Source organism: Aequoribacter fuscus, from assembly GCF_009910365.1.
GTDB lineage: Bacteria > Pseudomonadota > Gammaproteobacteria > Pseudomonadales > Halieaceae > Aequoribacter > Aequoribacter fuscus.
This window is the reverse complement of the sequence record NZ_CP036423.1, coordinates 2,375,916-2,402,518: the sequence shown is the minus strand read 5'-3', so window position 1 is coordinate 2,402,518 and position 26,603 is coordinate 2,375,916. Positions and strand designations below refer to the sequence as shown.

Genomic DNA, 26,603 nt, shown 5'->3' with positions numbered 1-26,603 from the left:
GATGCACGAGTCGGTATTGCTAGAAGAGTCGCTGCAAGGGCTGGTTGGCCCTTTGTCGGGCCGCTATGTCGACGGCACCTTTGGTCGCGGAGGTCACACACGCGCGCTGTTGGCTCTGCTGAATGATGACGCTGCCGTCCTAGTGATGGATAAAGACCCGCAAGCTATCGAAGTTGCCCAGGCCTTGGCGGCTGAGGACGGTCGAGTATCGGTTTATCACGGTAGCTTCGCCGATTTGCCTGATGCCTTGCGTCAATTAGGTTGGGCGGGTGTTGATGGTGTGCTACTGGACTTGGGGGTTTCTAGTCCCCAGTTAGATCAAGATGAGCGTGGCTTCTCTTTTCAGCGCCAAGGTCCTCTGGATATGCGCATGGATAACTCGAGCGGACAAACGGTAGCTGAGTATCTGCAGGGGGTCTCAGAGACTGATTTGATTTCGGTGCTGCGCGACTATGGTGAAGAACGTTTTGCGCGTCGTATTGCGGCCGCCATTGTCAAGGCCCGCGCTGACAGCCCCATCACAACGACCCTGCAACTCGCTGAGCTCGTTAAAGCCGCGCATCCGCGTTGGGAAAAACACAAGCACCCGGCTACTCGAACCTTTCAGGCCTTGCGAATTGCGATTAACCGAGAACTTGAGGACTTAGATGTCCTGCTAGACGTCGTGGTGGATTGCTTGTCACCTAGTGGTCGTTTGGCGGTTATCAGCTTTCACTCCTTAGAAGACCGCAAGGTGAAGCAATTTATGCGGAAGGCTTCTCAGGGGCCGAAAGTCCCCCGCGGCGTTCCCGTGCAGGGTGACACAATGCGAGGTCCCTTGGCGTTGGTGGGTAAAGCCATAAAGCCATCTGAGCGTGAGGTACAGGCAAATGTCCGAGCGCGGAGTGCCGTGCTTAGAATCGCGGAGCGTCGGCAATGAGTTTGCGACTGTGGCAAGTCATATTGCTGGCACTGGCTGTGGTGTTGAGCGGGTTTGCCGTTATTGGTGTCACCCAGCAAACGCGTAATGTGACCACGCAGCTCCAGGTAGCCGAGAGTCGCCAGTGGTTTTTACGTGACGAGTCGAGTCGCCTGTTGCTCGAGTTGAGTACGTACACGCGCATGGATCGCGTCGACGATATCAGTGCCGACATGGACATGGTGGCAGCATCACCGACTCAAATACGGGTGGTGCCCAGTGAGTAGGGTTGCCGGTGAAGTCCAGGCGGGTTCTTGGCGCTTTCTGCTTTGCCTTGCCTTTTTACTGATTCTGGCGGTGGCCTTAATAGGGCGTTTGGCCATGTTGCAGTTATTGGATGTCGAGCAGGGACAACAGTTTTTACAGAGTCAGGGAGATGCGCGAACCGTCCGCTACGCCCAAATTCCAGCGCATCGTGGGGCGATTTTAGATCGTAACGGGCAGCTTTTAGCCGTCTCGACACCCGTGCTGACCCTGTCTTTAAATCCCCAGCAGTTTGATGTCTCTAATCTCGATACCCTGGCCCGTCTCTTGGCGCTTGACGTTAAAGAGCTCAAACACAGGTTTCAGCAGTACCAAGACCGCCAATTCATGTATGTCAAAAAACACGTGACTCCAGAACAGGCAGCACCCGTGTTGGCGAGTGGTATGCCTGGTCTGGTAGCACAACGTGACTATAAGCGTTTTTATCCGGCGGCTGATCTGACTGCGCAGCTGATCGGTTTGACGGGCGACAGCGATACGGGGCTATCCGGTTTGGAGCTTGCCTTTGATCACGTGCTAAGTGGAACCCCTGGGCGGAAAAAATACATTAAAGACCGCTCTGGCAAGGCGATTCGCGACGTTGGTATTGAGTCAACCGCCGCTGACGGGCGCGATGTGCGGCTTAGTATCGACTTGCGTCTGCAGTATGTTCAATACCGCGCCTTACAGTCTGTCGTGGCTAAATCTGAGGCCATGGGGGCCTCAGCAATTACGATTGACAGTCATACCGGTGAGATTTTGGCGGTGTCGAACTACCCCAGTTTCAACCCTAACGATCGCAGTACATTCTCGGCCAGCGCGGCTCGTAACCGAGTGTTCGTTGATCAGTACGAACCGGGCTCTACCTTGAAGGCTCTGACGGCGGTGGCGGCGCTAGAAACTGGGCGTTACAGCGCCGACACGGTCTTTAATACCAGCCCCGGCTGGATGGTGGTGCAAGGTAAAACCTTTAAAGACCCGGTCGATTACGGGCAGCTCACTCTGGCCGGCGTTCTGGCAAAATCAAGCCAAATTGGTACCACACAGCTGGCTTTGGATATTGGACGTGATTCGCTACTGCCGGTGTTGCAGCGTTTTGGTGTTGGGCAGCCACTTGGTATTGGGTTTCCTGGTGAAACGGCCGGTCTGTTGCCGCAGCAGTCGCGCTGGAGCGACATCGAGCAAGCGACACTCGCTTTTGGTTATGGTGTGACGGTGTCGCCGGCTCAGCTGGCTGCGTTCTATGGTGCCATTGCTAACTCTGGTCGCTTACAGCCATTGACCTTGGTTGCTACTGCTAAGGCAAATAGGCCACCCGCGATGCCGGTGACAACGCCTGCGATAGCGTCGGAGCTGCGGGATATGCTGGGTACAGTAACAGCCAAGGGTGGTACTGGCATCCTGGCTAACGTGCCAGGCTTTAGCGTGGCTGGTAAAACGGGCACTGTGCACAAAGCCGGTGCCGGTGGTTACGATCGTAAGCGTTATATCGCGTGGTTTGCTGGTATGGCTCCGGCCGAGAATCCGCGCTTTGTGACGGTTGTCATGGTTAACGAGCCAAAAGGCGAGTCGGTTGGAGGTGGAGCCATTGCAGCGCCAGTATTCGCCGACATGACGGCCGCGATGTTGAGAATTTTGGGTGAGGCACCCAATCAGCAGTCCCCAGTTATTCAGTTAGCCGCAGCACGACAGTCGGTGGCAGGGGAGTCAAGCGATGGCTGAGCGTGTCGTCATGTTGTCAGAGTTGTGCGCAGATCTGGGTTACTGTGTTCGCGACGCGAAAATTACAGGCATTGTAACGGACAGTCGCGCTGCATCGCTCGGTAGCCTATTCATCGCGGTGCCTGGGCATACGCATCGAGGTGTCGATTTCGTGAGCGATGCGGTAGCTCGCGGTGCCAGCGGAATTATCGCTGACGAGGAAATGAATTTACCCGACCATATCGGGCTGGTGGTGGTGAGCGATGTGCGAGCTATCTCGGGTATTGTCGCGATGCGATTTTTTGAAACGGACAAGCAGGAGCTGCGAACGCTTGCAGTAACGGGTACGAACGGTAAAACCTCGACGGTGCAGTTACTGGCGCAGTTGCTGGGAGAGCTCGACCAAGCCGCGGCGACGGTTGGAACCTTAGGTTTTCAGCTGCCCACCGGATTCAGTCCCAGCAGCAATACTACGCCGGATGTGGTTGAAATTCACCGGTTTCTGGCCTCAGCGGCGGCGCAGAACGTGCGTTGGGCTGCTCTCGAGGCCTCGTCACATGGTCTGGTGCAACATCGCCTGACGGGGTTGAATATTACCACTGCGGCGATCACGAACATCACCCAAGATCACTTGGATTATCACGGCACGATGACCGAGTACATTGCCGCGAAAGCCCAAATTCTGGCTTTATCGGGGTTGCGTGCAGTGGTACTGGATTTGGATAACCCTGAGGTGCGTGCTCTGCGACCGCAAGTGCCCGCTAACGTGCAGGTGTTAGGGTTTACCTTGGGCGAAGTTGCTGACGCTGATGCAGTGGTTGTCGCTCAGTATGACGCTGACGGTACGACGGCGACGGTACGACTCGACGGATTTGAATATCGCCTGCGGTTGCCCTTGGTGGGTGAGTTTTATTTGCGCAATACGCTAACGGCGCTGTTTATGCTGCGGGCGGAAGGTCTGCGTTTTGAGGATTTAGTCGCTGCCGCTGGACGACTGCGGGGTGTCCCAGGTCGGCTGGAGCGCGTTGGTTTGGACAGCGATGTGGCCGTTTACGTCGATTATGCGCATACGCCTGATGCTATCGCGCGGGTGTTGCAGGTGCTTAGACCTACCGTCAAAAACGATTTATGGGTGGTATTTGGTTGTGGCGGCGATCGCGATAAATCGAAACGTCCATTGATGGGGCGGGCTGCGGCAGAGGGCGCCGATTGGGTGGTGTTGACCAGTGACAACCCAAGAGCGGAGGACCCTTCTAAGATACTAGACGATATTCAAGTTGGCTGCGCCCATGCACGTTTGGTCATAGAAGACCGCGCAGTCGCCATTGAATCGGCCATCATGGCGGCATCCCCTGGTGACACACTGGTAATCGCAGGCAAAGGTCACGAGACCGAGCAGATTATTGGCGATGTTGCGTTTCCTTTTTCGGATCGGGAAGTGGCGCAAGCCGCTTTGAACTTGAGGAAATGCGCATGAACACCCGTATTTCCTCTGATCAGTTAGCCTTCTTGCTGGACGCTCAAACTCGTGGTTCAGCGGCGTATATTCAAGGTTTGAATTTCGACTCGCGCCATGTTCAGTCGGGTGATTTGTTTGTCGCTTTCAAAGGTGACAAAGCCGACGGACATGACTATGTCGAAGCGGCTCGTGCGCGAGGCGCTGTGGCTGCCCTCGTCGAACGTTGGGTGCCGGTTGAGATCACGCAGATTAGAGTTGAAGATTGCTTGTCTGCGCTAGCTGAATGGGCAAAAAGCGTCCGCCAATCGTCTGCCGCGACCTTTGTGGGTATAACCGGAAGTGCCGGAAAGACCACTGTCAAATCGACAGTTGCCCATATCCTGAGTGCACAGGGTGCCACCAGTGCGACGCAGGGAAACTACAATAACGAGATTGGGGTGCCTCTCACCCTGTTAGAGCTGGGCCCAGAGGATCAATTTGCCGTGGTGGAAATGGGTGCTCGCTTTAAGGGTGATATTGCCTATTTGTGTGCTCTGGTTGAACCCAATGTGCGAATTCTAACGGCGGTGCTCCCAGCTCATATGGAAACCTTTGGGTCGATTGACGTGATAGCGCAGACCAAAGGTGAAATCTTTGACGGTATGAAACCGACCGATGTTGCTGTTATGCCTGGAGACTCACCTTACTTGAGTGCTTGGCAAACTAGAGCGGCCGGCAAGATAGTGACCTTTGGTTACTCTGAAGCCAATGATATTCAGATCTTGGATGTGTCTGACCGCGGATTTTCAGGCCTTGCCCTGCGATTGAGAACCCCGGCAGGCGAGTGCGAGGTGGTTTCTGGTTTAGTCGGCGCCCACAACGCGTCTAACATCGCGGCCAGTGTCGGGGCCTGTTTGGCCTGCGGTATGAGCTTGGACACGATCGTTGCACAGGTGGCCTCTGTTCAGGCCGTTCAAGGGCGTCTGGCTCGAATCATCTTGTCAGATAAAACGACATTGGTGGATGACTCTTACAACGCGAGCCCTGAAGCGATGCGTCAGGCTTTAGCGGCGCTGGAGCGCAGCCCGGGGGCGCGTCTCGCCATACTAGGACCCATGGCTGAGTTGGGTGTAAATAGCGACGAGTATCATCGGCAAGTTATCGAGCAAGCGCTCGCCGGATCAGTGAACGAGATTTGGTTGAGCGGTGCGAGTTGGCCTGACTTAACAGATAGCCGACTGCGATACTTTGCCGATACTCAGGCCATCATAGATGAATTGCGCAGCGTACCCGTGTTCGATTGGATTCTAGTAAAGGCGTCGCGCAGTGCGCGGTTGGATCGTGTTGCTTCTCATTTGCAGATGCTTGGGGGTGCAGCATGCTAGTGTGGTTGAGCGAGTACTTAAGCCAATTTGATACCTCGTTTCGAGTCTTCGGCTATTTAACGCTGCGCAGCATATTAGCGGCCGGAACGGCCCTTGCCATTGCACTGATCACCGGTCCAGCGACGATCCGCTACCTACATCGTTTAAAAGTCGGCCAAGCGGTTCGCGATGACGGCCCACAAACGCATCTCGTCAAAGCTGGAACACCCACTATGGGGGGTATTTTAATTTTAAGCTCGGTTGCGCTGAGCACTTTGCTGTGGGGTGACCTCGAGAATCAATATGTTTGGGTAACCCTATTAGTCACTCTAGGCTTTGGTATTGTGGGCTGGGTCGATGACTATCGAAAAGTCGTCGAACGCGATTCGCGCGGCCTGCCTGCGCGCTGGAAGTATTTCTGGCAATCGGTATTAGGATTGGCCGCGGCGTACTATCTCTACGCCTTCTCGGGTCTGGATGCAATGACCGAACTGTATGTGCCGTTCCTGAAGGATTGGATCGTACCTTTAGGTTGGTTTTCGATTGTGCTGACCTACTTTGTCATTGTCGGTGGCAGCAATGCCGTAAATTTAACTGACGGCCTCGACGGCCTCGCTATTTTGCCCTCGGTCATGGTGGGATCCGCTCTGGGTATTATCGCCTACCTGACAGGGCGAGTGGACTTTGCGGAATATTTGCTGATTCCTTACGTCCCGGGTAGCGGAGAATTGGCAGTCTTCTGTGGCGCGGTTGCCGGCGCTGGCCTCGGGTTTTTGTGGTTCAACACCTACCCAGCCCAAGTCTTTATGGGCGATGTTGGTGCGCTGGCCCTAGGCGCCGCTTTGGGCTGTGTGGCGGTGATTACTCGGCACGAGATCGTTTTCTTCATTATGGGTGGTATTTTCGTACTGGAAACTGTGTCGGTCATTATTCAGGTAGCCTCGTTTAAACTCACCGGTAAACGCGTGTTTCGAATGGCGCCCATTCATCATCACTACGAGTTGAAGGGATGGCCGGAGCCCAGAGTTATCGTGCGTTTCTGGATTATCACAGTCATGTTGGTCTTGTTTGGTCTTGCGACCCTGAAGTTGAGGTAGGCGCATGAACGTATCCTCACGCCAACAGCTTATCGCCTCTGACCAACGCTACCTTGTGGTGGGATTGGGCGAGACCGGTGTATCGGTAGTAAACCATTTGCGTGCTCAGGGTAAAACTGTAAGTGTCGTGGATACACGCAAGCAGCCACCCAATACCTCATGGCTTGCAGATGTGCATCCTGAGGTTCCCTTATACCGCGAGAGCGTGCCGCAAGATTATTATGATTCCAGCGTTACCTGGGTGGTAAGCCCCGGTATCGCCCTGAGCGAACCCATGGTAATCGAAGCGCAAGCCAGCGGTGCCTCGGTCTTGGGCGACTTGGATTTATTCATGGAAGCTGCCAAGGCGCCGGTCATCGGTATTACTGGCTCCAACGGTAAGTCCACGGTAACAACTCTGGTTGGCGAGATGCTGGCCAAAGCCGGTCTGCGAGCGGCAGTGGGCGGTAATTTATCGCCCGCGGCGCTGGCCATTCTTGACGACGACATCGAAGTGTATGTGCTCGAGATGTCCAGCTTTCAGTTAGAGCGCTCGAATGCTCTGGGTTTGGATGTGGCGGTTGTTTTGAACGTCACCGCGGATCACATTGACCACCATGGCTCAATGGCCGCTTACCACGCGGCAAAACACCGCATTTTTAGAAAGGCTAAAGCGGTGGTGGTCAATGACGACGACGTGCTGACCCAACCTTTAGTCGATAGCACCGTGCAAGTGACTCGTTATGGTGCAAAAGCTCATCGCGATGCTGAGTTTAAATTGTTGAACGATGCCCTATGGATGGGCGTTAGCAAGATTATTGACGTGTCTGAGATGGCGTTGCGTGGGCGGCACAACCACCTGAATGCTTTGGTCGCTTGTGCCATCGCCGCTTGCTTTGACGTTGCAGCCGAGGCGATGGCGGCGACTTTACGAACCTTTAGTGGGTTGCCTCACCGTTGCCGAGTCGTGCAGACCATCGCCGGTGTTACCTACATTAATGACTCCAAAGCGACGAATGTGGGTGCGGCCTTGGCTGCTATTGAAGGTATTGGTCCAAACAGTGATCTTGTATTACTGGCCGGGGGGCTGGGCAAGGGGCAAGATTTTAGTGCCTTGGTGCCCGCCATCAACCGCTACGTTCGCGAAGTGATCGTATTCGGCGAAGCAGCGGGCGAATTGGCGGCTCTACCCCTGCTTAGACCTGCGATTCAAGTCGAGAATTTGCAGCAGGCGGTTAGCCGAGCAGCTGAAATTGCACAGCCCGGCGATACCGTTCTGTTGTCGCCAGCGTGTGCGAGCATGGATCAGTTTAAAAATTATCAAGACCGCGGTGACCAGTTCTCGGATTGCGTTTCATCACTGCCTGGAGGTGCCCATGAATAGCGTGGTGACCTCTAACCCAGCTGCTGCGGCTTTCGACCGCTGGCTAATCACGTGCATCTGTGTGTTGTGCTGTGTGGGTTTGCTGGCCATCGCCAGCGCCTCGGTTGACTACGCAGAAACGACCTACGGATGGGCGTGGTATCACGCGATGAAGCACGCAATCTATCTGTGCGTCGCGACCCTTGCCGCCGCGCTGGTGTACCAGATTCCGCCGCGGTTCTGGGACGGTACCTCGTGGATCTGGTTGTTGATCGCAATCGCTTTACTGGTGGTTGTTCTTATTCCGGGTGTTGGGCGCGAAGTGAATGGCGCACAGCGCTGGATTCCACTGGTGATCGTGAATCTACAACCCTCTGAAGTGGCGAAAGCGGCGTTGGTACTGTTCTTGGCGTCTTACTTGCGTCGTCGCGAAGATGAGGTCCGTGAAAGTTGGACAGGCTTCATCAAGCCGCTCGTGATTCTGGGTATTTTGAGCGTGTTGTTACTGTTAGAGCCCGATTTTGGCGCCACAGTTATTGTCTGCGGAACGGCCTTAGGTATGCTGTTTCTGGCCGGCGTGCGCTTGATGCAGTTCACGATTGTTGCGCTCGGTTTGGCGTTGATCGGTGTGGGCATGGTGGCCTTTGCGCCGTATCGCTTACAACGCTTTTTGGCTTACCAAGATCCGTGGGCAGACCCGTTTAACACTGGCTTTCAGCTCACTCAATCGTTAATTGCCTTTGGGCGTGGCGAGTTGGCCGGCGTGGGTTTTGGTCAATCGGTCCAGAAGTTGTTTTACTTGCCAGAAGCCCACACCGATTTTGTGTTCTCAATTTGGGCCGAGGAAACCGGTTTTATTGGCTCGATCGGTCTGCTGTTGGTGTTTATCGCGCTCATTTCGCGGTTGCTGTGGTGGAGCCGCCGGGCACTGTCGGTACAGCGTACCTTCGAGAGTCACGTCTTCGCCGGAATTGCATTGATGCTCTCTGGCCAAGTCTTTGTCAGTATGGGCATGAGCATGGGTTTGCTCCCCACTAAAGGCCTAACGCTGCCCATGATCAGCTTTGGCGGGAGCTCTTTGATTGTGACTCTGTGTTTGTTAGCGATCGCTCTGCGCATGACGCGGGAGTGTGACAAACCCGAACCAAGGAGGCCTAAGTCATGAAGAAGGCTCCCTTGGTGATGATGATGGCAGGTGGCACAGGTGGTCACATCTTTCCGGCCTTGGCGGTGGCAAAAGCGCTGGAGGTCAAAGGTTATCGGGTGAGTTGGTTGGGCACGCAAGCTGGGCTCGAGGCGCGTATCGTTCCCGCCGCGGGCATTCCTCTGCACAACTTATCCGTCAGGGGCCTGCGCGGCAAATCGTTGACGCGCATCGTCAGTGGTGTTGCTCGATTGATCTGGTCTATTGAGCAGGCCACATTTTTGATGTTGCGCCATCGCCCTTCGTTGGTGATCGGTATGGGGGGCTACGTGGCGGCCCCTGGTGGTGTCGCTGCGATGCTGATGGGGCGACCACTATTTATTCACGAACAGAACGCTGTCGCGGGTAGCACTAACCGCTGGTTGCGCCGAATTGCGTCGCGTATCTTCGCCGCGTTCGACGGTGCTTTTAATGCTTCGGTTAACGCTGAGGTGGTGGGTAACCCAGTGCGCGCCGAAATTGTTGCGGTCGGAGAGCAACGTCAAGCCTTTGACGGCCAGCGCGATTTACGCGTATTGGTACTGGGTGGTTCGCAGGGTGCTTTGGCGATTAACCGAGTCATTCCCGATGCGGTCGCGCAATTTGAGACTAACGAAGCGAGCGATGGCTTATCTGTTTGGCACCAAGTTGGACAAGCACACATGGCCGATGTTGGCGCAATGTATGCCGCTCGGGGTATCACGCACGTCCGTATCTCGCCCTTTATTGACGATATGGCCGCAGCCTTTGCTTGGGCTGATGTCGTTGTCGCTCGAGCGGGTGCTCTCACTTGTTCCGAGCTGTTAGCCGCGGCGTGTCCTGCGGCGCTGATACCTTTGCCCATTGCCATTGATGATCATCAACGCAAAAACGCGCAACACTTGGTAAACGCCGGTGCGGCGATTGTCATCGAGCAAGACACTCTCAACGCGGCCGATTTGTCGAGCCAATGGGCTCAGTGGTTGCGTCAACCTGAGACCTTAGCGGCGATGTCTCGGGCCGCGAAACAGGCGGCTAAAACGGACGCGACGGATCGCATCGTGCAAGCTTGTGAGGAGGTGCTAGGTGGCGCGTAATCCCCAAAGTTTTGCTGTACCAGCGATGCGCCGCATCAAGCGTATTCATTTTATTGGCGTGGGCGGTTCGGGTATGAGCGGCATCGCCGAAGTGTTGGCGAACCTAGGCTATCAAGTGTCGGGCTCTGATATGCGCGAGTCGGCGGTGACCGAACGTCTGGTTCGAGCGGGTGTCGAGGTGTTCATCGGGCATTCAGCGGACTACGTCAAGGATGTGGATGTCGTGGTAACTTCCACAGCTGTGGCGCCTGATAACGTAGAATATCAGGCGGCGCGCGATGCGCGTATTCCAACCGTGCCGCGCGCACAGATGCTGGCTGAGCTTATGCGCTATCGCCACGGTATTGCGGTAGCTGGAACGCACGGTAAAACCACGACGACCAGTATGATCGCTTCCGTATTTGCCGCAGCAGGGCTCGACCCCACATACGTCATTGGCGGTCGGGTCAATCAATCCGGTAGTAATGCGAAACTCGGCGCCAGTCACTACCTGATTGCTGAGGCGGATGAGAGTGACGCATCATTCTTACACTTAACGCCAATGGTATCGGTGGTGACCAACATCGAAGCGGATCACATGGATACCTACGGTGGCGATTTACAGCAGCTTCGCAAAACGTTTATCGAATTTTTGCATAATCTGCCGTTCTACGGGTCGGCAGTATTGTGCCTAGATGACCCAGAAATCAAAGCATTGATCCCCCAGATTAACCGGTCGATATTGACCTATGGTCAAGACCCTGACGCAGACTACTGTATCCGCAGTATTAAAGCTGCCGGTGCAGCCAGCGATTTTCAACTGCAGACGCCTAATCACGGGGTGCTGGCGCTGCGGGTTAACTCACCCGGTTTACACAATGTGCTCAACGCTGCGGCCACCGCGGCTGTTGCCTTAGATGAGGGCTTACCGATCGCGGCCGTGCAAGATGGTTTGGCCAACTTCGCCGGTGTAGGGCGGCGTTTTGAGCAGTTGGGACGCTTGCAGCACGCGCGTGGACAAGCGGTTTTGGTTGACGACTATGGCCATCACCCCACGGAGGTCGAGGCGACATTAAATTCTGCGGCTCAAGTGTGGCCCGAATCACGCGTTGTTATGGTGTATCAACCGCATCGCTTTACCCGTACACGTGATCTTTACGACGACTTCGTGCGGGTATTAAGCCGCTGCGATGTCCTGATTTTATTGGATGTGTATGCTGCCGGTGAGGCTGAAATACCGGGTGCGGACAGTAAATCATTGGCTCGTAGCATTCGCCAGCGTGGCCTCGTTGACCCCATCTATGCTGCGGGTATTGATGAGGTTCCTGAGCTGTTGGCCTCGATTCTTGCCGCCGACGACGTCTTGATTACCCAAGGTGCGGGCAACATCACGTCTTTGGCCCACAATTTGGTACAAGTGGATTACGAGGGCCTTAAACATGTTCACTAAAGCCCTTGATCAATGCGTCGTCGCTGTCCTGTTAGGTGGCACTTCATCAGAGCGAGAAGTGTCGCTGATGAGTGGAGCGACCGTGGTCGACAATTTAGCGCCTCTGTGCGCACAGGTGCGATCGGTCGATCCAGTGAACAGCAATTGGCTCGAACAGCTCGATGGCGTCGATTTTGTGTTTAATATTCTGCACGGTGGCTCGGGCGAGAATGGTTCGGTGCAGGGTTTATTGGCGACCTTGGGCTTGCCGCAATCGGGTTCAGGCGTACTCGGTGCCGCACTGGGAATGGACAAGTTGCGCAGCAAAGCGATTTGGCGAGATGCGGGTTTGCCTGTTGCTGAAGCCGCTGTATTGGCGTCTGACACCGATTTTGAAGCGGTCATACAGTCCCTTGGTGAGGTTTTTGTAAAACCTGCTTATGAAGGCTCGAGTATCGGCATGAGTATTGCGAGCTCAGCGGAAGAGCTGGCTCAGGCCTACAAGAGTGCAAGCGAGTATCAAGGCCCGGTATTTGCCGAGCGACGTATTGTTGGTGAAGAGTATACGGTCGCCATTCTGGGCGATCGCGCGCTACCGGCTATTCGCTTGCAGGCCCACGAAATCTTTTATGACTACCACGCTAAGTATGTTTCGAACGATACCCAGTACTTTTGCCCCTGCGGTTTAAGTAAAGAGCGAGAGGCGGAGCTCGCGGACCTAGCGCTTGCGGCTTTTAAAGCGATTGATTGTGCGGTTTGGGGGCGAGTCGATTTTATGGTGGATCAGCAAGGCCAGCCCTACATCTTAGAAGCCAACACGGTGCCTGGAATGACCTCGCACAGCCTAGTGCCAATGGCGGCCAAAGCCGCTGGGTTGAGTGTGCAGGGCTTATTGCGCGAGATCATTGAGTTGAGCTTGGCTCGAGTCGAGGTGCACTCATGAAGAAAGCCCAGCTCCTGCAAAAATATTACTCAGGGCTGGCGCAGGCTCGTCGTTTTGGGCAGTCACTACCGTCTGTCCTGGCCCTTACCTTGGTATTGGCTGGCATGACAACGGTGTTCGTTAATATCGTGACTCAGCCTCTGGAACGGGTCGTCATTGTGGGTGAAATCGGCGAGTTACACCGTCAGGCGCTTCAAGGGTGGCTGGTTGAAAACGTCGCTGAAACCGCAGCGGACTGGGAGCTAGAACAAACCGAAGCGCTATTGGAAACCTTACCCTGGATCCAATCCGCCGCGGCGACGCGGGTGTGGCCGAATACGATGCGCTTAGAGATTAAGCCTCACACACCGGTTGCCTTGTGGGGTGACGGATCGTTCTTGAATTCTGAGGGGCAGGTGTTTGAGCCCGTGCCGGGGAGCGAGGGTCTGGTGTTACCCAAACTCTCGGGCGATTTAAATCAGCAGTCAGAGCTTATGGATCTGTATCTGCAACTGTCGGCATTGCTGGGCGATACCGCCCTCCGCCTTGAGAGTCTTAGCATGGACTCGCTGGGGCAATTGAGTGTCTTAATGCACAACGGTCTGAGTGTAAAGCTTGGGCGTCGGGCGCAATTAACGCGCTTTCAGCGATTTTTAGATTGGCATGAACGTTACGGCGCTGACAGCGACGCAGCTTTGGCAATTGATGTGCGCTATCGCAACGCCTTGGCCGTGGCAAATCCAAATCAAGTGCAGGTGCTTTCGGGGTTCGCGAGCCGAAGCGGAGGGGGAGATTAATATGGTGAGTCAGACACAAAACCGAATCATTGTGGGGCTCGATATTGGCACATCAAAAGTCGTTGCCTTGGTGGCCGAGGTCGATGCCAATGGTGATACCGAAATCATCGGCATGGGATCACACCCTTCGCGCGGCATGAAAAAGGGTGTTGTAGTCAATATCGAGTCTACGGTTCAGTCGGTGCAGCGCGCGATTGAAGAAGCTGAGTTGATGGCAGGCTGCCAGATTAGCTCGGTGTATGTGGGTATTGCGGGGAGTCATGTGCGCAGCTTGAATTCGCACGGCATTGTGGCGATTAAAGATGGCGAGGTGATCGACGCTGACCTCGAGCGCGTGCTGGATGCCGCGCAAGCGGTCGCGATTCCTGCGGACCAAAAAATTCTACACATACTGCCGCAGGAGTACGTGATCGACAATCAGGAGGGTATTCGTGAGCCCTTGGGGATGTCGGGCGTGCGTTTAGAAGCAAAAGTGCATCTGGTTACCTGCGCCGTAAACGCGGCCCAGAACATCGAAAAGTGCATTAAGCGCTGCGGTTTAGACGTTGATGAAATTATCCTTGAACAGGTCGCTTCGAGCTACTCGGTGCTGACCGACGACGAGCGCGAATTAGGCGTCTGTATGGTGGATATTGGTGGCGGTACCAGCGATATCGCTATCTACACCGAGGGCTCGATTCGTCACACCGGAGTCATTCCGATCGCAGGTGATCAAGTCACTAACGACATCGCTATGGCTTTGCGGACCCCCACGCAATACGCCGAAGAAATCAAGATCAAATACGCCTGTGCCCTGACTCAGTTGGCCTCGGCAGACGAGACCATCAAAGTGCCCAGCGTCGGTGATCGCCCGCCACGGGATCTGTCGCGCCAATCGCTTGCGGAAGTCGTAGAGCCAAGGTATGACGAGCTGTTTACCTTGGTCCAAGCCGAGCTGCGTCGCAGTGGCTTTGAAGACCTTATTCCTGCGGGTGTCGTCCTAACCGGCGGGACTTCGAAGATGGAAGGTGTGGTTGAGCTTGCCGAAGAGATCTTTCACATGCCCGTACGTGTAGGAGCTCCGACACGGGTCAAAGGCTTAACTGACATTGTCCGCAACCCAATTTATGCAACGGCTGTAGGCTTGCTGGAATATGGCGCAGCACATTCACGCCAGAACAACGCCAAAGGCCGTCGCAAACGTGCTGAAGGTCCAGGCTTGCTGGCCAAGTTGAAAGAGTGGATGCAATCAAATTATTAAAAGTGCGGCTTAGGCCGTTCTGTGGAGAAACGTCACGTCAGTGACAGGAGAGAGGAAGTAGCTATGTTTGAACTTATTGATAACGTACCAGAATCAGCAGTCATCAAAGTTGTGGGTGTTGGCGGCGGTGGCGGTAATGCCGTGAAGCACATGATTGCGAATCAAATCGAAGGTGTCGATTTTATCTGTGCCAATACCGATGCGCAGGCTTTGAACGATATCGATTCTAAAACGCGCTTACAGTTGGGCGGTGACATCACTAAAGGTTTGGGCGCCGGTGCCAATCCAATGGTGGGACGCGACGCAGCGCTTGCCGACCGCGACCGTATTGCCGAGTCGATTCGCGGCGCGGATATGGTGTTTATTACCGCGGGTATGGGTGGCGGTACGGGTACCGGTGCTGCGCCGGTCGTGGCCGAGGTAGCTCGTGACTTGGGCATCTTGACCGTTGCCGTTGTGACGCGTCCATTCTCGTTTGAAGGCAAAAAACGGAACTCGATCGCGGCTCAAGGTTTGGCCGAACTCGAGCAGTACGTCGACTCGTTAATCACCATCCCGAACGAGCGTCTGCTGGAGGTTTTGGGGAAAAATACCAGCTTATTGGATGCCTTCCGCGAGGCGAATGATGTACTCTTGGGCGCCGTCCAAGGCATTGCAGATTTGATTATCCGTCCGGGTATGATCAACGTCGATTTCGCCGACGTGAAGACCGTTATGTCAGAGATGGGTATGGCCATGATGGGAACCGGCCGAGCTAGCGGCGAAGACCGAGCGCGTGAAGCCGCCGAAAAAGCGATTCAAAGTCCGCTACTCGACGACATCGATCTGCGCGGCGCCCGCGGCATTTTGGTGAACATCACCGCAGGTCTAGATTTGGCTTTAGGCGAGTTCTCTGATGTGGGTGACACGATTGAAGAGTTTGCGTCGGAAGACGCCACCGTTGTGGTGGGTACCGTTATCGACCCAGACATGCACGACGAAATTAAGGTCACTGTGGTCGCAACGGGATTAAATCGCATCGGTGAGGAGAAAAAGCCGATTTCTGTTGTCAAACCCGTAAGCGTGGCTTCATCGGGTGAGGCTAAGCCAGATTACAGGGACTTCGATCGCCCAACGATTAAGCGTCGTCAGGCGGAAGTAGAGGGGAATACAGCGCGTCAGCTGCCCGACCTTGATGCAGGGGGTGATTATTTTGACATTCCTGCGTTCTTGCGTCGCCAAGCGGACTAAGCGCTCATTAACCGCATGCGGCGGTTAACATAAAAAGGGCCAACAAGAAGATGATTAGACAACGCACATTGCGCAACCCGATTAAAGCAACGGGTATCGGCTTACACACAGGGGAAAAAGTCTACCTGGGTTTGTCGCCGGCACCGATTGACAACGGCATTGTGTTTCGACGTGTTGATCTGTCACCTCCTGTAGAAATACCCGCCAGAGCGCTTAACGTAGGTGATACGACTCTCTCCACCACCTTGATTGCCGATGGGCAGCGTGTCTCCACCGTTGAACATCTGCTAAGTGCCATGGCGGGCCTTGGCATCGATAACGCGTTTATCGATGTCAGCGCTGCCGAGGTTCCCATTATGGACGGTAGTGCCGGTCCTTTTGTGTTTTTGATTCAATCGGCGGGTATCGAAGAACAGCCCGCCTTGAAACGTTTTATTCGCATCAAGAAAGAAGTGACGGTAACTGATGGTGAAAAAACCGCGACCTTCTTGCCCTTTGATGGCTTTAAAGTGGCGTTTACCATCGACTTTGACCACCCTGTGTTTCGCAACCGCAAAGCCAGTGCAGAGGTCGATTTTTCGAGCACCAGTTTCGTCAAAGAGATTTCGCGCGCACGTACCTTTGGTTTTATGCACGAGATTGAATATTTGCGCTCACAAGGTTTGGCGCGGGGCGGTAGCGTCGATAATGCCATTGTGGTTGACGAATACCGTATTCTGAACGAAGACGGTTTGCGCTACGACGACGAGTTCGTTAAGCACAAAATTCTGGATGCCATTGGCGATTTATACCTCTTAGGCTTTAGCTTAATCGGTGAGTTCCGTGCTCATAAATCGGGTCATGCACTTAACAACCGCCTGCTGCGCAGTTTGTTAGAGCAGGAAGACGCCTGGGAGATGGTCACTTTCGACGATCAAGAGCGTGCCCCAATCTCTTACGCAACCTCGTCGGCGCTGGCAGTTTAATTTACTGCTTGCATTTGTGACTTTTTGACGCCCAAGGTTGCCTTCTAACCTTGGAGTTTGCACCCCTGTTGTGGCATATTGTGCGCCTACTATTCCTATGGCGTAGCCGCTACTCATGAGTTTTAAGTTCCCTGGCAAACTACCTTATCGTGCGATGAGCGAAGACTGGCGACGCTGGTCTAAGACGCTTGCGTCGGCGCTGTTGGTGGGTCTGCCATTGGGTCTGAGTGCGCAATCGACCGAACCTGGTGAAGACCTTACTTCGCGCGATGTCAGTGAGTGGAAGGCCGAGCAATTCTTTGAGTCGCCCAACTGGTCGACCACACTTGAGTTAAAAGCGCGCGCCACGATTAAGTCGTTGGCGGTCAATATTGCGGCCCTGCCGAGTTTAATTGCAGGGGAAGCACCGGCGGCCACACACCCTCTGTACAAGCCGCAAAGCCACAGCGACTTTGATTGGTCGGCATCGTGGCAGCAAGGGGCACAATTCGGCAGTAACCACAGTGCTGCTTTTTGGGTAGAGCTCGACTGCTCGGACTTAGTGGAAGCTCCAGATGTTGACGCTCGAGCTCAATACAGCGTTACGGGCGACGCCTTGGCGGGCTCTAAACCCAAGCAACAATCCCCCGATGTGTTGGCCTTACACGCTGTATTACGCCAGTCGACCCATGAGGCGGATGCAGTTCGCCCCCCCATTCCTACTGCACAGACCTGGTACACCTATGGTCGCGTGATCGACCCCTCGGTCTACGCTGATCAAACCTTGTCCTAATCTTTGTTCAAGTGAGCGCCCCGCATACGCGGTAAATTGAACAAACAAGGACAACGACAATGATTTTAAATGCAGTGAAAAAGATTTTTGGCACGCGTAATGACCGCGAGCTCAAGCGTATTAGCAAGTTAGTCAACAAAATTAACGCCTTCGAAGAGACCTTGGTAGCGCTCAATGATGAGGCGCTGGCAGCGAAAACGGCCGAGTTCAAAGAGCGCTTGGGCCAAGGCGAGACCCTGAACGACCTGTTGCCCGAGGCTTATGCTTGTGTGCGCGAGGCGGGTAAGCGCGCCTTGGGTATGCGTCATTTCGACGTGCAGATGATTGGTGGTATTGCGCTGCACGAAGGCAAAATCGCCGAGATGCGAACCGGTGAGGGTAAAACCCTCGTAGCGACTCTGCCAGCTTATCTGAACGCCTTGACAGGCAAAGGTGTGCACTTGGTGACGGTAAACGATTACTTGGCTAATCGTGATGCGCACTGGATGGAGCCGCTGTATCGCTTTTTAGGTATGACGGTTGGCGTAATTAAATCGGGCCAAGCGAGCGAGCAGAAGAAACAAGCCTACTCGGCAGATATTATTTACGGCACCAACAACGAGTTTGGATTTGACTATCTGCGCGACAACATGGCGTTTGCGGTCGAGGACAAGCTGCAGCGCGAACTTAATTTTGCCATTGTCGACGAGGTGGATTCTATCCTTATCGACGAAGCGCGTACCCCCCTGATTATCTCGGGTGCGTCTTCGGATAGCTCGGAATTGTACAAACGCATTAACCGCTTCGTGCCTATGCTGAACCAAGGCACCGAGGAAGTCCCCGGCCACTACAGTATCGACGAGAAGCAACGCTCGATCGAGCTCTCAGAAGAAGGGCACGAGTATGTCGAGGGTTTGCTGGTGAGTGATGGCTTACTTGCCGAGGGTGAGAGCTTATACGCGGCAACCAACTTGAACTTGCTGCACCACGTGCATACCGCGTTAAAGGCACATGTGCTTTTCCACCGCGATGTGGAATATATTGTCCAAGGCGGGCAGGTGGTGTTGATCGATGAGCACACGGGTCGAACCATGCCCGGGCGTCGTTTGTCTGAAGGCTTACACCAAGCCATCGAGGCTAAAGAGGGCGTGCAAATTCAAAGCGAGAGCCAGACCCTAGCGTCGACCACTTTCCAGAATTACTTCCGCTTGTACAATACGCTGTCGGGCATGACCGGCACGGCCGACACCGAAGCCTTCGAGTTTCGTCAAATCTATGGTTTAGAAGTGTTGGTCATTCCAACCAATAAGCCGATGCAGCGCAAAGATCTGAACGACTTGGTATACCTCACCCGCGAAGAAAAGTTCGATGCGATTGTCGCTGACGTGCAATCCTGCATTGAGCAAGGCTCTCCTGTATTGGTAGGTACGGCTTCGGTCGAGACCTCGGAGGAGTTGTCGCAGCGCTTTAAGCAGTCGAACATCGAGCACAAAGTGCTCAACGCCAAATACCACGAGCAGGAGGCTGAAATTATTGCCCAAGCGGGTCGCTCAGGTGTTGTGACGATTGCCACGAACATGGCGGGTCGAGGTACCGACATCGTGCTGGGCGGTAACCTTGAGTCCGAGCTGACGGCAGCCGGTGACATTAGCGATGCCGAAGCCGAGCAAATCAAAGCGGCGTGGCAAGAGCGTCACGACGCGGTCTTGGCCGCTGGCGGTCTGCATATTTTGGGCACCGAACGGCACGAGTCGCGCCGTATCGACAACCAGTTGCGGGGCCGGGCGGGCCGTCAGGGTGACCCGGGATTGTCTCGATTCTATTTGTCGCTAGACGACAACCTGATGCGTATTTTTGCGTCGGACCGCGTCAAGGGCTTTATGCAAGCGCTGGGTATGGAGAAAGGTGAGCCCATCGAACACCGTATGGTGACGAACGCCATCGAGAAAGCGCAGCGCAAAGTCGAAGGTCGTAACTTCGATATTCGTAAGCAGCTCCTTGAGTACGACGATGTGGCGAACGATCAGCGTCAGATCATTTATCAACAGCGTAATGATCTGCTCGAGGAAGATGATATCTCAGAAACCATCATCGCGATCCGCGCCGATGTGGTCAACGATGCCATCGACGGCTTTATTCCGCCGATGAGTGTCGAAGAGCAGTGGGATATTGCCGGTTTAGAGGCCTTGCTAGAAACGGATTTCGCCATTCAGCTGCCAGTACAGCAGTGGCTGGACGAGGATAAATCCGTTGATGAAGAGGCGATAAGAGAGCGCGTGGTGCAAGCCATTCAAGCGGCTTATGATGAAAAGTCCGAGTTGGTTGGTCCCGATATGCGCCGCATTGAAAAACAAGTCATGCTGCAGATTTTGGACCAGCTGTGGAAAGACCACTTAGCGACCATGGATCAATTGCGTCAAGGTATTCATTTGCGTGCCTATGCACAGAAAAACCCCAAGCAGGAATACAAGCGTGAGTCGTTTGAGTTATTCCAGACCCTGTTGAATAACTTAAAGTTTGAGGTCATTAAGTTTTTAAGCCATGTGCAAATTCAACGTCCAGACGAGGCCGAGCTGATTGAGCAACGGCGTCGAGAAGAAGCCGCACGCGAAAAATTAGCGTTTGAACACGCTCAAGCTGCCGCTATGGGTGGTGAAGCCGCCCCGCAAGCTCAGGCGGGCGACGCTGCAGAACCCTTCGTACGGGAAGAACGCAAAGTAGGGCGCAACGAACCCTGCCCTTGCGGTAGCGGTAAAAAGTACAAATCATGTCACGGGAAGCTCTAAGCGTATGACGACCATTCATCCGGTTGCGGGTGTGCGCATTGGTATTGCCAGTGCAGGCATTAAAAAAGTAGGCCGCAAAGATCTTGTGGTGTTCGAATTGGCCGAAGGCAGTGCGACGGTGGGTGTGTTTACTCGCAACGCCTTTTGCGCTGCGCCCGTGATTGTCGCCAGAGAAAATTTAGCGGCCACCCAGCCCAAATACCTGCTGGTGAACACCGGTAACGCGAATGCGGGCACGGGTGCATCCGGTATTGAGGCTGCGCAAGCGACGCTTGCAGCATTAGCGCAGGCGGCGAAGTGCGAACCCGCGCAGATACTGCCTTTCTCAACTGGCGTTATTGGCGAGCCTTTACCGGTGGCAAAAATTGAAGCGGCAATTCCTGCTGCCTTAAGCGACCTGCAGACGAATAACTGGGCCCAAGCTGCAGAAGGTATTATGACGACCGATACACGGCCCAAAGTGGCGTCGCGTCAGGTAGAGTTTGGCGGTGAACGCTTTGTGATCACGGGCGTGACTAAAGGAGCGGGCATGATCCGCCCCAATATGGCCACCATGCTGTCTTACGTAGCGACCGATTTAGCGATTGACGAGGTGCTGTTGCAGCAGGCTTTGTTGCGCGCTGTTGATCAGTCTTACCACCGCATCACGGTAGACGGCGATACCTCGACCAACGATGCCTGCACCCTCAGCGCCACCGGGCAGTCGGCCTTACCACGTGTTGACTCAGACAACGAGCTCTACCAAGTCTTTTGCGAGACTTTGGATGACTTGCTGCTGGAACTGGCGCAAATGATGGTGCGCGACGGCGAGGGTGCGACCAAGTTTTTTCAGATTGAGGTCAGTGGCGGTAAGACCGAGCAGGAATGCTTGGATGTGGCCTTTACCATTGCCGAGTCGCCCTTGGTTAAAACGGCCCTGTTTGCCTCAGACCCCAATTGGGGACGCTTGCTAGCCGCTATTGGGCGCGCCGGTTTGCACGACTTAGTCATCGATGACGTAACGCTGCATTTAAACGATGTGCTAATCGCCGAGCAGGGTTGTAGAGCCGCTTCTTATACCGAAGAACAGGGTGTAGCGGCGATGGCGCCAACGGACATTGTGCTTCGAGTTGGCTTGAACCGAGGGCCTGCGCAGACCACGGTCTACACCACGGACTTTTCCTACGATTACGTGCGGATTAATGCCGAATACCGAACCTAAACCCACACTGCACGTTGCCGTCGGCGTGATTTTGCGCGAGGGCGACCTGTTTATCGCCAAGCGGCAGAGTGATCAACATCTTGCCGGCTTGTGGGAATTCCCGGGCGGTAAGGTGGAGGCCGACGAGACGGTACTCGATGCACTAAAGCGCGAGCTGTATGAAGAGCTGGGTATCGATGTGATCAGTGCTGCCCCCCTGATTCGGCAGCGTCATGAGTATGATATTCGTACGGTTGTGCTCGATTGCTGGCTGGTTACTGAGTTTAACGGTGAGGCACATGGTAAAGAGGGGCAACCCACAACCTGGGCTAAGATTGAAGCGTGCGCGAGCACCTACCCCATGCCCGAACCCAACGTCCACATTCTAAAGGCCTTGGTCGAGTATTTAGACCAAGTTCAGTAAGTGACTGTGAAGTAACTCAGACTGAGCGTACAGCTCGTCTAGCCCGCCGCTATTATCGACCACGTAATCGGCTCTGGCTAAGCGATCGTTGCGGGCAAGCTGCGCTGCCATAATGCGCTTGATTTGCTCTGGGTCGTTGTTGTCGCGCGCACTGGCTCGCTCAACCTGAAGGGCTTCGGGTACGTCAACCACCACGACATAATCTACCAGAGCTGCTTGGCTGCCCTCTAGCAGTAAGGGCGAGCTGAGTACCCGATAGGGCCCCGCTGCGCGTGCGAGCTGATCTTGTATCTCTTGCCCGATTAGGGGGTGGGTGAGTTGCTCGAGCCACAGGCGTGCTTCTGGGTTGGCAAACACAATGCTGCGCAGCGCGGCTCGATCAAGCGAGCCGTCATCTTGGGCGAGCTTTGGACCGAAGTGCTCGAAAATCGCGTTAAGTGCTGGGCGGCCCGGTTCGACAATAACGCGCGCGGCCAAGTCGGCATCGACAATGGTGATGCCCTTTTTCGCTAAGTAATCGGTCAACGCCGTTTTACCGCTGCCAATACCGCCGGTAATACCGATCGTCCGCATAATGGCCTTACATGTAGGGTGAAAAGGAGGTGATGGTATCGCCAAACACCATCGATAGCCACCCGGCAATGGCCAAATAAGGTCCGAAGGGCATGGGTTGCTCGCGGTCTAATCGTTTGGTGGCCATCAGGGCTGTGCCAATGATTGCGCCCACCGCGGACGACATCAGTATGATCATCGGTAGAGCTTGCCACCCCAGCAGGGCGCCCAAGGCTCCCAGCAATTTGAAGTCGCCGTAGCCCATGCCTTCTTTGCCGGTCGTCAGCTTAAATATCCAATAAATACTCCACAAAATGCCGTAACCAAACACGGCGCCCCAAAGAGCGGAGGGTAGGTCGGTGAATACGCCGAATGCATTGGCGACTAAACCAAGCCATAGCAGGGGTAGGGTAATGTCATCAGGGAGGAGCTGAGTCTCGGCGTCGATGACGGTGAGCGCAACAAGGCACCAAGTGGTGACAAGCGCGAGTAACAACCCCCAGTCGTAGGCGAATTGCATGGCCACCACAACGCTCAATAGGCCTGTCATAAACTCGATGATGGGGTAGCGTGCGCTGATACTGATGCTGCAGTTTGCGCATTTACCGCGGAGCAATAACCAGCTCAGGATGGGTATGTTTTGCCAGGGCTTGATGCGAGCGTTGCAGCTTGGGCAGGTAGAAGGTGGGTGCGATAAGCTCAGCGGCTTGCCAGTTTGCGTGGACTCAAGCTCCAAGAAGGCTTCGCATTCGCTACGCCACTGCTGCTGCATGATTTTAGGTAGCCGTAGTATGACTACATTTAAAAAGCTACCGACTACGGCACCCAGCACAAAAACTAAGGGGTACCACAGCGCGGGCTCGGCGGCGAGTTGGTGTAGGTCCATGGTGCGGTCTCGGTGGCCTTAAACCACTGATCCTAACATAAAGATGGGCAGATACATCGCAACCATCAGGCCGCCGACCAGCACACCCAGTACCGCCATGATCATGGGTTCCATCAAAGAGCTTAGGCTGTCGACCGCATTATCTACGGCTTCTTCGTAGTGGTTGGCTACCTTGTCGAGCATTTCATCTAAGGCACCCGATTCCTCACCGATACTCACCATCTGCAGCAGCATATTGGGGAACAAGCCGCTCGATTTAATAGCGGCGTACAGCGAAGAACCCCCGGTCACGTCATCGCGAATGCGCAGCACGGCCTTTTTGTAAACCGAGTTGCCCGTCGCGCCGGCGGTGGATTCTAAAGCCTCGACTAAGGGTACGCCCGCCGCAAAGGTGGTTGATAGCGTGCGTGAGAAACGAGCGATGACCGCATCGTGCACGATGGTGCCGACTATCGGAGCTTTGAGCGCGATTTCGTCTAGACGGTCGTTAAATGCGGGTGAGGTTTTTTTGGCGCGGTTAAATAAGACCACCGCTATGGCTATAGCCCCAAAAATAATCAGGTAGTAGTCTTGCGCGAAATACGAGATGTTCAATACAAATAGGGTAAACGCGGGTAGCTCAGAGCCAAAGCTTTGAAAGGTTTCCGCAAACTGAGGTACGACCTTAATCAGCAGCAACGAGGTCACGGCCAAGGCCACAATGACAACCGCAATGGGGTAAGTCATGGCCTTTTTAATTTTGGCTTTTAGCTGCTCGGTTTTTTCTTTGTAGGTCGCTACGCGGTCGAGCATGGTCTCGAGCGTACCTGAGTTTTCGCCCGAGTTAACTAACGAGCAGAACAGCTCGTCAAACTGGTCCTTGTGCTTACCCAGTGCGCCGGCCAAGGCGTTACCCGCCGCCACATCGCCGCGAATACTGTTTACCATGCTACGCATTCTGGGGTTTTCTATGCCGTCTGCAACAATTTCAAAGCTTTGAATCAGCGGTACGCCCGCTTTCATCATGGTCGCAAGCTGGCGGGTGAACAAGGCGATATCAGCGGCCTTGATTTTTTTACCGCCACCGCCGAATAGGGGCTTGGCCTTTTTCTTGATCGATTTGACGTTGATGCCGCGACGGCGAAGCTGCGCCTTAGCGAGGCTTACCGAGGTCGCTTCAAGCTCGCCGTTGGTTTCTTTGCCGCGCTTGTCGGTGCCAACCCAAATAAATTCAAAGGTCTTTGCTGCCATACCATCCTAACTCGTTAATCTACCGTGACTCGGTTTGCTTCTTCTAAGCTGATTAAGCCCTGCGACACTTTCCTTAAAGCCGAGGTCCTAAGGCTGTGGAAGCCCTCTTTGCGCGCTTCATCGGCGATCTCCATCGAGTTTTTACCTTCCAGAATCATGCGCGCAATGGTTTGGGTAATTTGCACAACTTCGTAAATGCCCGTTCGACCCTTGTAGCCATGGTTACACGACTCGCAGCCAACCGCTTTTTTGATGGTGGCGCCCTTGAGCATCTCTTTGGTAAAACCCAGTTCCAGCAGGCTTTCCTCAGGTAATTCATCAATGGGCTCGGCGCATTTTGAACACAAGCGCCGAGCCAAACGCTGCGCAATAATCAAGGTCACGGCTGTTGCCAAGTTAAAGGCGGGTACGCCCATATTTAATAAGCGAGTGATCGTTTCGGCCGCGCTATTCGTGTGCAGTGTCGATAGCACCAAGTGACCTGTTTGGGCGGCTTTAATTGAGATTTCGGCCGTTTCCAGGTCACGGATCTCCCCGACCATGATCACGTCTGGGTCTTGGCGCAAAAACGAGCGCAGCGCGTCGGCAAAGTTCAGGCCCACCTTCGGGTTAACCGGTACTTGGTTAATGCCATCCAAGTTGATCTCGACCGGATCTTCCGCGGTCGAGATGTTGCGCTCGGGGGTATTAAGAATATTAAGGCCCGTGTACAGCGATACCGTTTTACCCGAACCTGTGGGTCCCGTAACTAGGATCATGCCTTGCGGCTTGTCGAGCGCATCGGTGAACAGTTTTTTCTGATGCGGTTCGTAACCCAGTGCATCAATTCCCAAGGTCGCGCTGGTGGGGTCCAAAATACGCAGTACGATCTTTTCGCCAAATAAGGTGGGCAGGGTGTTCACCCGCATATCAATGGCGCGTGTCTTGGACAGACGCATTTGGATGCGTCCATCCTGAGGAACTCGTCGCTCAGAAATGTCCATTCGAGACATGACTTTTAATCGTGCCGCCAAACGGGGCGCCAGTGCCTTGGGCGGTTGCACGACCTCTTTCAGGATGCCATCGGCACGGAAGCGCACGCGATAGGTGTGCTCGTAAGGCTCAAAATGAATGTCAGAGGCTCCGGCTTTAATGGCATCCAGTAACACTTTGTTTACAAAACGGACGATGGGGGTGTCGTCCGCTTCCATATTCAGGTCGCCGTCAGCGCGATCGTTTTCGTCGATCGCTTCGACCTCAAGATCTTCAAACTGACCACTCTCTAAGTCGCCAAGCTGTTCTATCGCATCTTTGGTTTCGGTGGCGTGCGAGATGGCGGCTGATAACGCTTTTTGGTCGACGATAATGGCTTCGGTGTTAATGCCAGTGTGGAACTTAATTTCGTCCAGAGCCTGCAGGTTGGTTGGGTCTGCCAGTGCGATGAACAATCGCTTACCGCGTTTAAATAAGGGAAGCGCGTGATGTCTTTGGATGAGCTTGATGTCAACCAAGTCTTCTGGAAACTGAGTATTATCAAACGCGCGCAGGTCCATCAACGGTACCCCAAACTCGGACGATGCAGCGGCGGCAATCTTGGCGCTATCAATACCTTTCGCTTCAACAAGGTGCTGTACAAATGGAATGCGCGCAGCGGTCGCTTCTTTTTGCGCCTCCATAGCCTGGTCGGCTGTGATGAGGCCGTCCATAATTAAGCGGCCTGCTAGGCCACCCAATCGCGCTTTGCTTGCTGTAGGTGATGTGGCTTGGTTCACGCCCGCTCCCGAAACAAAAATTTAATTAGCACGCTGTTGTTTTACCGAAATTATATGCTAACCTTGCGGTAATGCCTAA

23 protein-coding genes are annotated in these 26,603 nt (G+C 54.4%); 19 read left to right on the top strand and 4 right to left on the bottom strand.

Annotation, left to right across the window (positions count from 1 at the left end):
• Position 1 precedes the first annotated feature (1 nt).
• The 19 genes from rsmH to mutT all read left to right on the top strand — a co-directional run bounded on the left by rsmH (position 2) and on the right by mutT (position 22,105).
• On the top strand, positions 2-919 hold the full coding sequence (gene rsmH / locus EYZ66_RS10745; RefSeq protein ID WP_009575668.1) for a 16S rRNA (cytosine(1402)-N(4))-methyltransferase RsmH: 918 nt from the start codon (positions 2-4) through the stop codon (positions 917-919).
• On the top strand, positions 916-1,185 hold the full coding sequence (ftsL, locus tag EYZ66_RS10740) for a cell division protein FtsL (RefSeq protein ID WP_009575669.1): 270 nt from the start codon (positions 916-918) through the stop codon (positions 1,183-1,185). The genes rsmH and ftsL overlap by 4 nt, the downstream gene beginning before the upstream one ends.
• Positions 1,178-2,923 (top strand): peptidoglycan D,D-transpeptidase FtsI family protein, encoded by a 1,746-nt coding sequence (locus EYZ66_RS10735; RefSeq protein ID WP_009575670.1) that lies wholly within the window; start codon positions 1,178-1,180, stop codon positions 2,921-2,923. Before ftsL ends, EYZ66_RS10735 begins: the two co-directional genes overlap by 8 nt.
• On the top strand, positions 2,916-4,379 hold the full coding sequence (locus EYZ66_RS10730) for a UDP-N-acetylmuramoyl-L-alanyl-D-glutamate--2,6-diaminopimelate ligase (RefSeq protein ID WP_009575671.1): 1,464 nt from the start codon (positions 2,916-2,918) through the stop codon (positions 4,377-4,379). The genes EYZ66_RS10735 and EYZ66_RS10730 overlap by 8 nt, the downstream gene beginning before the upstream one ends.
• Positions 4,376-5,725, top strand: a complete 1,350-nt coding sequence (locus EYZ66_RS10725) for a UDP-N-acetylmuramoyl-tripeptide--D-alanyl-D-alanine ligase (protein WP_009575672.1) — start codon at positions 4,376-4,378, stop codon at positions 5,723-5,725. The genes EYZ66_RS10730 and EYZ66_RS10725 overlap by 4 nt, the downstream gene beginning before the upstream one ends.
• A complete protein-coding gene (mraY, locus tag EYZ66_RS10720; protein WP_009575673.1) occupies positions 5,719-6,801 on the top strand; it encodes a phospho-N-acetylmuramoyl-pentapeptide-transferase in 1,083 nt (360 codons plus the stop codon). The genes EYZ66_RS10725 and mraY overlap by 7 nt, the downstream gene beginning before the upstream one ends.
• Before the next feature lie 4 nt (positions 6,802-6,805).
• Positions 6,806-8,164, top strand: coding sequence for a UDP-N-acetylmuramoyl-L-alanine--D-glutamate ligase (gene murD, locus EYZ66_RS10715; protein ID WP_009575674.1), 1,359 nt, complete (start codon positions 6,806-6,808; stop codon positions 8,162-8,164).
• The gene (gene ftsW, locus EYZ66_RS10710) at positions 8,157-9,308 is read left to right on the top strand and encodes a putative lipid II flippase FtsW (RefSeq protein ID WP_040816555.1); all 1,152 of its coding nucleotides are present in this window, start codon (positions 8,157-8,159) and stop codon (positions 9,306-9,308) included. The genes murD and ftsW overlap by 8 nt, the downstream gene beginning before the upstream one ends.
• Positions 9,305-10,402, top strand: a complete 1,098-nt coding sequence (gene murG, locus EYZ66_RS10705) for an undecaprenyldiphospho-muramoylpentapeptide beta-N-acetylglucosaminyltransferase (protein ID WP_009575677.1) — start codon at positions 9,305-9,307, stop codon at positions 10,400-10,402. The genes ftsW and murG overlap by 4 nt, the downstream gene beginning before the upstream one ends.
• Before the next feature lie 25 nt (positions 10,403-10,427).
• A complete protein-coding gene (gene murC, locus EYZ66_RS10700) occupies positions 10,428-11,831 on the top strand; it encodes a UDP-N-acetylmuramate--L-alanine ligase (protein WP_050793405.1) in 1,404 nt (467 codons plus the stop codon).
• Positions 11,821-12,753 carry a D-alanine--D-alanine ligase gene (locus tag EYZ66_RS10695; protein WP_009575679.1) on the top strand — a complete coding sequence of 311 codons (933 nt, stop codon included), beginning with the start codon at positions 11,821-11,823 and terminating at the stop codon, positions 12,751-12,753. The genes murC and EYZ66_RS10695 overlap by 11 nt, the downstream gene beginning before the upstream one ends.
• Positions 12,750-13,529, top strand: a complete 780-nt coding sequence (locus tag EYZ66_RS10690; RefSeq protein WP_009575680.1) for a cell division protein FtsQ/DivIB — start codon at positions 12,750-12,752, stop codon at positions 13,527-13,529. The genes EYZ66_RS10695 and EYZ66_RS10690 overlap by 4 nt, the downstream gene beginning before the upstream one ends.
• Before the next feature lies 1 nt (position 13,530).
• Entirely contained in the window at positions 13,531-14,769 is a 1,239-nt protein-coding gene (gene ftsA / locus EYZ66_RS10685; RefSeq protein ID WP_009575681.1) for a cell division protein FtsA, read from the top strand.
• A 63-nt stretch (positions 14,770-14,832) separates the two neighbouring features.
• Positions 14,833-15,999 carry a cell division protein FtsZ gene (ftsZ, locus tag EYZ66_RS10680; RefSeq protein ID WP_009575682.1) on the top strand — a complete coding sequence of 389 codons (1,167 nt, stop codon included), beginning with the start codon at positions 14,833-14,835 and terminating at the stop codon, positions 15,997-15,999.
• Between the two features lie 50 nt (positions 16,000-16,049).
• Entirely contained in the window at positions 16,050-16,964 is a 915-nt protein-coding gene (gene lpxC / locus EYZ66_RS10675) for a UDP-3-O-acyl-N-acetylglucosamine deacetylase (protein WP_009575683.1), read from the top strand.
• 115 nt (positions 16,965-17,079) lie between these two features.
• A complete protein-coding gene (locus EYZ66_RS10670) occupies positions 17,080-17,736 on the top strand; it encodes a hypothetical protein (protein ID WP_009575684.1) in 657 nt (218 codons plus the stop codon).
• A gap of 59 nt (positions 17,737-17,795) precedes the next feature.
• Positions 17,796-20,501 carry a preprotein translocase subunit SecA gene (secA, locus tag EYZ66_RS10665; protein WP_009575685.1) on the top strand — a complete coding sequence of 902 codons (2,706 nt, stop codon included), beginning with the start codon at positions 17,796-17,798 and terminating at the stop codon, positions 20,499-20,501.
• A gap of 4 nt (positions 20,502-20,505) precedes the next feature.
• Positions 20,506-21,702 carry a bifunctional glutamate N-acetyltransferase/amino-acid acetyltransferase ArgJ gene (argJ, locus tag EYZ66_RS10660; protein WP_009575686.1) on the top strand — a complete coding sequence of 399 codons (1,197 nt, stop codon included), beginning with the start codon at positions 20,506-20,508 and terminating at the stop codon, positions 21,700-21,702.
• Complete coding sequence (mutT, locus tag EYZ66_RS10655) at positions 21,683-22,105, top strand: 8-oxo-dGTP diphosphatase MutT (protein ID WP_009575687.1); 423 nt, start codon at positions 21,683-21,685, stop codon at positions 22,103-22,105. Before argJ ends, mutT begins: the two co-directional genes overlap by 20 nt.
• On the opposite strand, the gene coaE is transcribed toward mutT, so the two are convergent.
• Genes coaE through pilB form a run of 4 tightly spaced genes read right to left on the bottom strand, consistent with a single transcriptional unit; the run spans position 22,088 to position 26,524 of the window.
• Entirely contained in the window at positions 22,088-22,678 is a 591-nt protein-coding gene (gene coaE / locus EYZ66_RS10650; RefSeq protein WP_009575688.1) for a dephospho-CoA kinase, read from the bottom strand. The two genes, mutT and coaE, sit on opposite strands and share 18 nt — an antisense overlap.
• 7 nt (positions 22,679-22,685) lie before the next feature.
• A complete protein-coding gene (locus EYZ66_RS10645; protein WP_009575689.1) occupies positions 22,686-23,543 on the bottom strand; it encodes a prepilin peptidase in 858 nt (285 codons plus the stop codon).
• Positions 23,544-23,561: 18 nt separating this feature from the next.
• On the bottom strand, positions 23,562-24,773 hold the full coding sequence (locus EYZ66_RS10640; RefSeq protein WP_160195670.1) for a type II secretion system F family protein: 1,212 nt from the start codon (positions 24,771-24,773) through the stop codon (positions 23,562-23,564).
• A 14-nt stretch (positions 24,774-24,787) separates the two neighbouring features.
• Positions 24,788-26,524: a type IV-A pilus assembly ATPase PilB gene (gene pilB, locus EYZ66_RS10635; protein ID WP_009575691.1), complete on the bottom strand. Its 1,737-nt coding sequence runs from the start codon at positions 26,522-26,524 to the stop codon at positions 24,788-24,790.
• Between the last annotated feature and the right edge of the window lie 79 nt (positions 26,525-26,603).